This is a genomic window from Mesorhizobium sp. B2-4-15, from assembly GCF_006658505.1.
Lineage (GTDB): Bacteria > Pseudomonadota > Alphaproteobacteria > Rhizobiales > Rhizobiaceae > Mesorhizobium.
Map to the genome: position 1 here is coordinate 1 of NZ_VFUZ01000050.1, position 10,008 is coordinate 10,008.

The window sequence follows — 10,008 nt, forward strand, 5'->3', positions numbered from 1 at the left end:
TGCCCATCATAGATCTCCTCCAGCTCTGGCCCCACGATCATACCGCAGGGCGGGAGGAGAGCCGTCCACCGCATCAAAAGCGGAACGTCTTCTTTCGGATGATTAAGCTGGAAAGCCGGCTCTGGCGTTCGTGGTACCTGCAATCCCTGTTCGTCAGGTCGCGCCAACGTGATAGATTCAAAGGCGTTGCCAAGTCAGCCATTCCGCCATGCGCATTGCACAATGCCATGGCTTCGACATATTGAGGCATGTTCCACGCCTCCCTCGCCGTTCTGGTGATCGACGAAAACCGCATCCGTGCCTCGATCATCGAGGCCGGGCTGCGGGCGGCCGGGCATGAGCGGGTGACCGTCATCCATGACGTCACCGGGATTGCGCGCCGTATTGCCGAGATCGAGCCGGACGTCATCGTCATCGACCTCGAAAATCCCAACCGCGACATGCTGGAAAACATGTTCCAGCTCTCGCGCGCGGTGAAGCGGCCAATCGCCATGTTCGTCGACCGCTCCGACCAAGCCTCGATCGAGGCGGCGGTCGAGGCCGGAGTATCGGCCTATGTCGTCGACGGACTTAGGCAAGAGCGCGTCAAGCCGATCCTCGACATGGCCGTGAGCCGCTTCAACGCCTTTTCGCGCATGGCGCGCGAGCTTGAAGAGGCGCGCAGCGAACTGGAGAACCGCAAGCTGATCGACCGCGCCAAGGGCATATTGATGAAATCGCGCGGCCTGAGCGAAGAGGCCGCCTACACGCTGCTGCGCAAGACGGCGATGAACCAGAACCGCAAGATCAGCGACATCGCCCAGAGCCTGGTGACCGCCGCCGGGCTGCTCGGACCGGCGGAGGACGAATGAGCATGGGCGCCGAGCATCAGATCACCGCCGGCTTCATGCCGCTTTTCGACAGCACCGTCCTGGTCGCCGCCCGGGAGATGGGTTTTGCAGCCCGCGAAGGCATCGAACTCAAGCTGCAGCGCGAGACCTCCTGGGCCAACATCCGCGACCGGATCGCTATCGGCCATTTCGACGTCGCCCACATGCTAGGGCCGATGCCGTTGGCCTGCAGCCTCGGCCTCACGCCGATCGCCTCAGATACAATCGTGCCGTTTTCGCTCGGTCTCGGCGGCAACTGCATCACTGTCTCCAACGCTGTGTGGAACCGAATGGCAGCGCATGGCGCGGTGCCCGACCTCGACCCCGCCCGCACCGGGGCCGCGCTTGGCTCGCTCATTCGCGAGCGGGCGACATCTGCCTGCGAGCCGCTGCGCTTCGCCGTCGTCCATCCCCATTCCGGGCACAATTACGAATTGCGCTACTGGCTTGCCGCCTGTGGCATCGATCCGTCCCGCGAGATCGAGATCATAGTCGTGCCGCCCCCTTTCATGGCCGATGCGCTGGCCGCCGGCCGCATCGACGGCTATTGCGTCGGCGAGCCCTGGAACAGCGCCGCCGTCGCTGCCGAAACGGGCCACATGGTCACGGTCAAGGCGCTGCTTTGGCGCAACAGCCCCGAAAAGGTGATCGGCGCGCGCAAGGCCTGGGCGGAAGCAAACCCGGACGCGTTGGCGGCGCTGCTGCGGGCGCTCCATCATTCCGCACGCTGGTGCCAGAACCGGGAAAACCACAACGAACTGGCGGAGCTGATGGCAGGATCCCGCTTCCTCGGGCTGCCGGCTTCGGTGCAGATGCCGATCCTCACTGGCCGGCTTAAATTGGGCGGGGGCGTGGAACGGACGATCGAGGATTTCTTCGTGCCATTCGACAAGGCCGCGAACTTTCCCTGGAAGAGCCATGCGCTGTGGTTCTATACGCAGATGGTGCGCTGGGGCGATATCGCGCACACGGCCCGGAATCTCGCCATCGCCCGCGACTGCTACCGGCCCGACCTCTATCGCGCGGCGCTGAAACCGCTGGGTGTCGCGCTTCCCGGCGCCAACGCCAAGGTCGAGGGCGCGCTGAAGGTGGCGACGCCGGTGGGTTCGGCGGGGGCGAGCCTGGTGCTCGGACCGGATGGATTCTTCGACGGCCAGACCTTCGATCCGGACGAGATCGACGGCTACATCGCAGGCCAGAAGTCAGCCGTATCGCACCTCTGATCATTTCCGCCAACGTTGTGCGCTGCACAAAAAATATGCGACTTGTCCACGCCGCTGACCAATGTTTGACCCCGTGGCTAGCCGGTCACGCTGGCGATGCGAGCGACGATCGTATTGATTTCACTTGAAATTCGTTCTCATGCCAAAACTGGCACGGTTCCTGCTTTGAGATAATCGAGCCCTTCTCGGGCAATGGAACAGGCGTCCAATGGCGGGCGCCGAAGGCAAAGCTGCCGCTCAGGTCTAGACGCGATCCCGGATGTACGGACGCGAGAGACCTGGACGGCGGCTTTTTTGTTTTGGCCGGACGCAATGCAAGGCGCCGGCATATCCAAGCGGAGACGACGATGGCGAAACGAATCGGAACTGGCGCGTGCCTCAAGGACCTCACGCGTCACGACTTTCTCGTCGGCAGCGCGCTGACGGCGGCGCTGTTCACCGCCGCGCTCCTTTTGCTTCCCCCGGATGCCACGCCCGAAGGCAAGGCCCCCGAGACGACCGCACCGGTCTCGTCGAACTGACCGAAGGACACGTCGTGACCATGATCAACAAACGGACGCCGCGCCTCCCACGCCGCAAACGGAGCCCAAGATGACCGCAAAAAATCTCGCAGCCGCGCCCAGCCAGGACAGTGCTCCCCGGCAGGCGCTCGTGATGTCCACCATAGCGTTCACCGTCTGCTTCGCGGTGTGGACGATCTTTTCGATCATTGGCGTGCGCATAAAGCAGGAGCTCGGGCTAAACGAGACGGAATTCGGCCTGCTCGTCGGCACGCCGATCCTCACCGGCTCTCTCGTGCGCATGGTGCTCGGCGTCTGGACCGACCGCTACGGCGGACGACTGGTCTACACCGCGACCATGCTTGCAGCGGCGGTCGCGACCTTCCTGCTCGCTTTTGCGCACACCTATGGGCAGATGCTGATCGCCGCGCTTGGCGTCGGGCTCGCCGGCGGTTCCTTTGCCGTCGGCGTGTCCTATGTCTCGCGCTTCTTCCCCGCCGACAAACAGGGGACGGCGCTCGGCATCTTCGGTGCCGGCAATGTCGGAGCCGCGGTCACCAAATTCCTGGCGCCGTTCGTGCTTCTCTCCTGGGGCTGGCAGTCGGTCGCGCTGATCTGGGCGGCGGCACTCGTCGTCATGGCTGCCATCTTCTGGTTCACCACCAGCGATGATCCGGTCATTCGTGAGCGCCGTGCCGGCAAAACAGCACCTGCGAGGAGCTTCTCGCAGGAATTCGCGCCGCTCAAGAACCTGCAGGTCTGGCGCTTCGCCTTTTACTATTTCTTCTCTTTCGGCGCGTTCGTCGCGCTGTCGCTGTGGCTGCCGCGCTACCTGATCGGCGTCTACGGTTTCGGCATCTCCACCGCCGGCATGGTCGGCGCCGCCTATTCGATCCCCGCGAGCATCTTCCGCGCCTATGGCGGCGTGCTTTCCGACCGCATTGGCGCTCGTACCGTGCTCTACTGGACCTTCACCGTCTGTGCCGTCGCGACTCTCGTCCTGTCCCTCCCCTCGGCAGACTACGTCGTGCGCGGCATCAGCGGGCCGATCGCCTTCCATTTCGAGATCGGCCCGCCCGCCTTCATCGTCGTCGCTAGCGTGCTCGGCTTCTTCATGAGCCTCGGCAAGGCCGCTGTCTACAAGCACATCCCCGCCTACTATCCGCAGAGCGTCGGCGCGGTCGGCGGGGTAGTCGGCATGATCGGGGGGCTTGGGGGCTTCATCCTGCCGATCGCGTTTGGCGCGCTGAACGACCTCACCGGCGTCTGGTCGAGCTGCTTCATGCTGCTCTTCCTGATCGTTGTCGGCTGCTTTGCCTGGATGCATTTCAGCATCCTGCGGATTGAGCGCGAGGCGGCCGCCAACGCATCAAACCTTTCCTACGCGGCAGAGTGACAGCGGAGCGGATCACCATCATGAGCGAGAAACTCGTCATCATCGGCAACGGCATGGCCCCCGGGCGCATGCTGGAGCATCTCCTGGAGAAGGCGCCGGACCGCTACCAGGTCACCATCTTCAATGCCGAGCCGCGCGTGAACTACGACCGCATCATGCTGTCGCCGGTTCTTTCCGGCGAAAAAGCCTATGAGGAAATCATCATCCATGGCGACGGCTGGTACATCAAGCACGGCATCACGCTCTACAAGGGTCACAGGATCGTCGCCATCGACCGGGCGGCGAAGACGGTCACGTCGGACCATGGCGTGACCGAATCTTACGACAAGCTGGTCATCGCCACCGGCTCGGTGCCGTTCATCATCCCGGTGCCCGGGAACAACCTGCCGGGCGTGCTGACCTACCGCGATCTCGACGATGTCCGGGCGATGATGCTCGCCGCCCAATCGCGCGCCAAGGCCGTGGTCATCGGCGGCGGCTTGCTCGGGCTTGAGGCCGCGGCCGGCCTCAACGCGCAAGGCATGGACGTAACGGTTCTGCACGTCATGCCGACGCTGATGGAGCGCCAGCTCGATCCGGCCGCCGGCTACCTGCTGCAGCGCGCTGTGGAAGAGCGCGGCATCAAGGTCATCACCAAGGCCAACACCCAGGCCATCACTGGCAACGGCAAGGTCGAGCAGGTGGAACTCGCCGACGGCACCGTCATCCCGGCGACGCTGGTGGTGATGGCGGTGGGCATCCGGCCGAACGCGGCGCTGGCCAAGGAGGCAGGCATTGCCGTCAATCGCGGCATCGTCGTCGATGCCGGCATGCGCAGCAACGACCCCGACATCTACGCGCTCGGCGAATGCGCCGAGGTGGGCGGCATGGTCTACGGACTGGTGGCGCCGCTCTACGAGATGGCGCGTGTCGCGGCCGCCCAATTGGCCGGCGACGAGGCTGCTGCCTTCGTCCATTCCGACACGCCGACCAAGCTGAAAGTCACCGGCATCGACCTGTTCTCGCTGGGCGACTTCGCTGACGGCGAGGACCGGCAGGAGATCGTGCTGCGTGATGCGGCCGCCGGCGTCTACAAGCGCCTTGTCCTGAAGGACGACCGCATCATCGGCACAGTGCTCTATGGCGAGACCGCCGACGGCGCCTGGTTCAACGACCTGAAGAAGAAGCAGACCGACATTTCGGCGATGCGCGAAACCCTGATCTTCGGCCAGTCATACCAGGGGGGTGCCCCCCTGGACCCTATGGCGGCCGTTGCAGCCTTGCCGGATGATGCGGAAATCTGCGGCTGCAACGGCGTCTGCAAAGGCAAGATCACTGGGGCGATAAGGGGAGCGGGGCTGACGTCCCTCGACGCCGTGCGCGCCCACACCAAGGCGTCCGCTTCGTGCGGCTCCTGCACCGGCCTGGTCGAGAAACTGATGGTGCTGACCATCGGCGACAAGTACAACCCGGCCGCCGTGCAGCCCATGTGTGCCTGCACCTCGCTCGGTCATGACGAGGTGCGCCGGCTGATCAAGGCCAAGAGGCTGAAGACCATTCCGGCCGTCATGCAGGAGCTGGAGTGGAAGACCTCCTGCGGCTGCGCCAAATGCCGGCCCGCGCTCAATTACTACCTCGTCTGCGACTGGCCGGACGAATATGCCGACGACTATCAGTCACGCTTCATCAACGAGCGCGTGCACGCGAATATCCAGAAGGACGGCACCTATTCGGTCGTCCCGCGCATGTGGGGCGGGGTGACCAGCGCCGGCGAGCTGCGCGCCATCGCCGACGTGGTCGACAAGTTCGAGATCCCGATGGTGAAGGTGACCGGCGGCCAGCGCATTGACATGCTGGGCATCCGCAAGGAAGACCTGCCGGCGGTATGGGCCGATCTCGGCAGGGCAGGCTTCGTCTCCGGCCATGCCTATGCCAAGGGCCTGCGCACCGTCAAGACCTGCGTCGGTTCCGACTGGTGCCGTTTCGGCACGCAGGATTCGACGGGGCTGGGCATCCGCATCGAAAAATTCATGTGGGGCTCGTGGACGCCGGCCAAGGTCAAGATGGCGGTGTCGGGCTGCCCGAGGAACTGCGCCGAGGCGACCTGCAAGGATGTGGGGGTGATCTGCGTGGACTCCGGCTACGAGATCCATTTCGCCGGCGCTGCCGGCCTCGACATCAAGGGCACGGAAGTCCTCGGCCTCGTCAAGACCGAGGATGAGGCGCTGGAGCACATCGTAGCGCTGGTCCAGATGTATCGCGAACAGGCGCGCTATCTCGAACGCATCTACAAATGGGCCAAGCGCGTCGGCATCGAAGAGGTGAAGCGACAGATCATGGAGGATGGCGAGAAGCGTTGCGCCTATTTCGACCGCTTCGTCCTTTCGCAGAAATTCGCCCAGGTCGATCCCTGGTCGGAGCGCGTCTCCGGCAAGGACAAGCATGAGTTCCGGCCGATGGCCTCGGTCGGCTTTGCCGAGGCGGCGGAGTGATGGAGATGAGCTGGATATCGATCGGTGCCCTCTCCGACATCCCGCGCCGCGGCGCGCGCTGCGTCGATACCCCGCAAGGCAAGATCGCCGTCTTCCGCACCGCCGAGGATCAGGTCTACGCCATCGACGACCACTGCCCGCACAAGGGCGGGCCGCTCAGCCAGGGCATCGTCCACGGCGCGGCGGTGACCTGTCCCCTGCACAACTGGGTGATTTCGCTGGAGACAGGCTGGGCGCTCGGAGTCGACGAGGGCGCCGTGCGCACCATCCCAGTGAAACGCGAAGGCGAGCGCCTGTTTCTGGCGCTCGAAGCGCTGTCCACCCGCGCGGCCTGAAGGCATGGAGATCGAGGAAGCACGCGAGGTGAGGACCACCTGCCCCTATTGCGGGGTGGGCTGCGGCGTGCTGGCGACGGTCGCCGCGGACGGTGAAGTGTCCGTCCGCGGCGACCCCGCCCATCCAGCGAATTTCGGCCGGCTTTGCTCCAAGGGCTCCGCTCTGACCGAAACCATAGGTCTCGATGGCCGGTTGCTGCATCCGCAAATCGGCGGCCGTCGCGCTGGCTGGGACGAGGCGCTCGACCTTGTCGCCTCGACTTTCGCGCGCACCATTGCCGAACACGGTCCGGACGCGGTCGCCTTCTATGTATCGGGTCAACTGCTGACCGAGGATTACTACGTCGCCAACAAGCTGATGAAGGGGTTTATCGGCTCGGCCAATATCGACACCAATTCGCGACTCTGCATGGCGTCCTCGGTGGCCGGCCACCGCCGTGCCTTCGGTTCCGACACGGTGCCGGGCTGCTACGAGGACCTGGAACTGGCCGACCTCATCGTTCTGGTCGGCTCCAATCTGGCCTGGTGCCATCCCGTGCTCTACCAGCGCATTGCTGCGGCACGCGAGCTGCGGCCACAGATGAAGATCGTGCTGGTCGACCCACGCCGCACCATGACGGCCGATATAGCCGATCTGCATCTGGCGATCGCACCCGATGGCGACGCGGCATTGTTTTGCGGCCTTCTGGCCTATCTCGGCGCGAACAGCGCGTTTGATCGCGACTACATCGCCGGGCATACCTGTGGCTTCGAGGAGGCCCTGACGGCGGCGGGCGCGCTCGATCTTGCCAGCATCGCCGCCGCCACAGGCCTCGGCGAGCACGAGCTTCTCGGACTCTACGAACTGTTCGCAGCGACGGACAAGACGGTCACCGTCTACAGCCAGGGCGTGAACCAGTCGTCGCAAGGCACCGACAAGGTCAACGCTATCATCAACTGCCATCTGGCCACCGGCCGGATCGGCAAGCCTGGGACGGGGCCGTTCTCGGTCACGGGCCAGCCCAACGCCATGGGCGGGCGCGAGGTCGGCGGCCTGGCCAATATGCTCGCCGCGCATATGGAGATCGAAGAGCCCGCGCATCGCGACCGCGTGCGGCGCTTCTGGAACGCGCCGGCCATTGCCGACAAACCCGGCTTGAAAGCAGTGGACATGTTTCGCGCGGTGGCCGAAGGGCGCATCAAGGCGCTGTGGATCATGGCCACCAATCCGGTCGATTCCATGCCGGATGCCGACATGGTGGAAGCCGCTATCAGGGCCTGCCCCTTCGTGGTGGCGTCGGAAGTGCTCGCCAGCACCGACACGGTCCGCCATGCCCATGTGCGGCTGCCGGCCACGGCCTGGGGCGAAAAGGAGGGCACCGTCACCAACTCCGAACGCCGCATATCACGCCAGCGGCCGTTCCAAGTAACGCCTGGCGAGGCAAGGCCGGACTGGTGGATCGTCGCTGAAGTGGCGCGGCGAATGGGTTTCGGCGAGGCGTTCGCCCATGGCTCTCCGGCGGAGATTTTTGCCGAGCACGCCGCGCTGTCGGGGTTCGAGAATGACGGCGCCCGAGATTTCGATATCGGCGCCTATGGCGGCATCGATCCTGAGGACTATCAAAGGTTAGCGCCGTTCCAATGGCCAGCGCCGAGCCAAGGCACTCCCCTCTGGCCTGCCGGCCATCTCCCCCTGGGGGGAACTCGGACGTCACATCGGCCTTCGCCAATCTCCGGCGTTATAGGAGAAGGACCGGCGACGAAACCGCCAATCTCCTTCCTTGAGGGGGAGATGGCCGGCAGGCCAGAGGGGGCTGTTCAAGCCGGACTTCGGCGGGAGAGCGCTTCAACCGAGCTCCAGCCCATCCGCTTCTTCGCCGACGGCAGCTTCTACACCCCAGGAGGCAAGGCCCGCTTCATCCCTATCCGCCCCTCGACCGAAACCCGCACCACGCCCGACTACCCGCTTGTCCTCAACACCGGCCGCATCCGCGACCATTGGCATACAATGACGAGGACGGGCAAAAGCCCGCGTCTGTCCCAGCACAATGCCGAGCCGTTCCTGGAAATCCATCCCGCCGACGCGCGCCAGCATGGCATCGGCGACGCCGATATCGTGCGCGTTTCGAGCCCGCACGGTAAGGTGCTTGTGCGTGCGCTCATCACCAGCCGCCAGCGTCGCGGCTGCGTCTTCGCGCCGATGCACTGGACTGACCAATTCGCGGCCCAAGGCAGGCTCGGCGCGCTGGCCGCGCCCCTCACCGATCCGGTATCTGGCCAGCCGGCGCTGAAGCATGTCGCGGTGCGCGTCGAGAAATTCGTCGCCGGCGCCTTCGGCTTTGCCGTGACGCGGCAACGGCCCGAGACCATTGCCGCCGACTACTGGGCCGTCGCTCGATGCAAGGGCGGCTGGCGAATGGAACTTGCCTTTGCCGATGGTGGCGCCGACTGGACCGCGTTTGCTACTACATTATTCGGAACGTCGCCTGATGCCGAACTGCTCGCCTATCATGATTGCGATGCCGGCCAACACCGCGTCGCCGCCTTCGCCGACGAGCGCCTTCTCGGCGCGCTGTTCGTCGCGCCACGCCCGGTCGCGGTTTCGCGCGGCTGGGCAGCCGAACAGCTTGACGCCGCGCTAGCCGGCCAGCGTCAGCGCTTCAGGATCGTCGCCGGTCGCGCGGGCGCTGAAAAAGCGGACATCGGCGCGATCGTTTGCTCCTGCTTCGGCATCGGTACTAACCAGATCGCGGCGGAGTTGGAGGCGGGCTGTTCGACGGTCGAAGCCATAGGACAGGTACTGAAAGCCGGAACCAATTGCGGCTCCTGCCGTGCTGAGATCCGCGCCATAATCGGGGCAAAACAAGGTTCAGACAGCGGAGTGAGGGATGTTGGATACTGCCAGTTTTAGGTGGCGAGCATCCATTCAATGCGCGAGTCAGGCGCAGACGCCTGTCCTGGCGCAGGGCAACCTCCACCGTAGAAGATAAATGCGGTTGGCGAGTGGCTGGACGAACTCCTTGAATCGACCTTGGCGAATTGCTGCGTAATCTACTGCCAGATAACGGGTATGTTAGTTGCAGAGGGTGTGAGGTCGGGCGAACCCGAAAACAACGAGCGAGATTGATTGCTGGCTCCATACCAATGGCCGCAATGGGGCCGTGTATGGACGGCTCTCCGTTGGCAAGGGATTCTTTGAGCTTTGCCTTTGCTGGTTGGTGCGGCCATGTATCCG

Annotated in this window: 7 protein-coding genes; all 7 read left to right on the top strand. The window is 64.4% G+C overall.

What is annotated here, in order from left to right; genetic code table 11:
* Positions 1 to 248 precede the first annotated feature (248 nt).
* On the top strand, positions 249 to 851 hold the full coding sequence (locus tag FJ930_RS29700; RefSeq protein WP_141841153.1) for an ANTAR domain-containing response regulator: 603 nt from the start codon (positions 249 to 251) through the stop codon (positions 849 to 851).
* Positions 852 to 853: 2 nt separating this feature from the next.
* Positions 854 to 2,092, top strand: coding sequence for a CmpA/NrtA family ABC transporter substrate-binding protein (locus tag FJ930_RS29705; protein ID WP_181763510.1), 1,239 nt, complete (start codon positions 854 to 856; stop codon positions 2,090 to 2,092).
* Positions 2,093 to 2,439: 347 nt separating this feature from the next.
* Positions 2,440 to 2,613, top strand: a complete 174-nt coding sequence (locus tag FJ930_RS30215) for a hypothetical protein (RefSeq protein ID WP_181763508.1) — start codon at positions 2,440 to 2,442, stop codon at positions 2,611 to 2,613.
* A 70-nt stretch (positions 2,614 to 2,683) separates the two neighbouring features.
* A complete protein-coding gene (locus FJ930_RS29710) occupies positions 2,684 to 3,988 on the top strand; it encodes a nitrate/nitrite transporter (protein ID WP_141841155.1) in 1,305 nt (434 codons plus the stop codon).
* A 20-nt stretch (positions 3,989 to 4,008) separates the two neighbouring features.
* Positions 4,009 to 6,459, top strand: coding sequence for a nitrite reductase large subunit NirB (gene nirB / locus FJ930_RS29715; protein ID WP_141841156.1), 2,451 nt, complete (start codon positions 4,009 to 4,011; stop codon positions 6,457 to 6,459).
* Positions 6,459 to 6,794 carry a nitrite reductase small subunit NirD gene (gene nirD / locus FJ930_RS29720; protein ID WP_181763509.1) on the top strand — a complete coding sequence of 112 codons (336 nt, stop codon included), beginning with the start codon at positions 6,459 to 6,461 and terminating at the stop codon, positions 6,792 to 6,794. The genes nirB and nirD overlap by 1 nt, the downstream gene beginning before the upstream one ends.
* A 4-nt stretch (positions 6,795 to 6,798) precedes the next feature.
* A complete protein-coding gene (locus FJ930_RS29725; protein WP_141841158.1) occupies positions 6,799 to 9,684 on the top strand; it encodes a nitrate reductase in 2,886 nt (961 codons plus the stop codon).
* Positions 9,685 to 10,008: the final 324 nt, after the last annotated feature.

Excerpts from the sequence above, each read along its gene's own strand:
- nirB (WP_141841156.1), top strand. The coding sequence starts at position 4,009 with ATGAGCGAGAAACTCGTCATCATCGGCAACGGCATGGCCCCCGGGCGC.
- FJ930_RS29705 (WP_181763510.1), top strand. The coding sequence starts at position 854 with ATGGGCGCCGAGCATCAGATCACCGCCGGCTTCATGCCGCTTTTCGAC.
- FJ930_RS29700 (WP_141841153.1), top strand. The coding sequence starts at position 249 with ATGTTCCACGCCTCCCTCGCCGTTCTGGTGATCGACGAAAACCGCATC.
- FJ930_RS30215 (WP_181763508.1), top strand. The coding sequence starts at position 2,440 with ATGGCGAAACGAATCGGAACTGGCGCGTGCCTCAAGGACCTCACGCGT.
- FJ930_RS29725 (WP_141841158.1), top strand. The coding sequence starts at position 6,799 with ATGGAGATCGAGGAAGCACGCGAGGTGAGGACCACCTGCCCCTATTGC.
- FJ930_RS29710 (WP_141841155.1), top strand. The coding sequence starts at position 2,684 with ATGACCGCAAAAAATCTCGCAGCCGCGCCCAGCCAGGACAGTGCTCCC.
- nirD (WP_181763509.1), top strand. The coding sequence starts at position 6,459 with ATGGAGATGAGCTGGATATCGATCGGTGCCCTCTCCGACATCCCGCGC.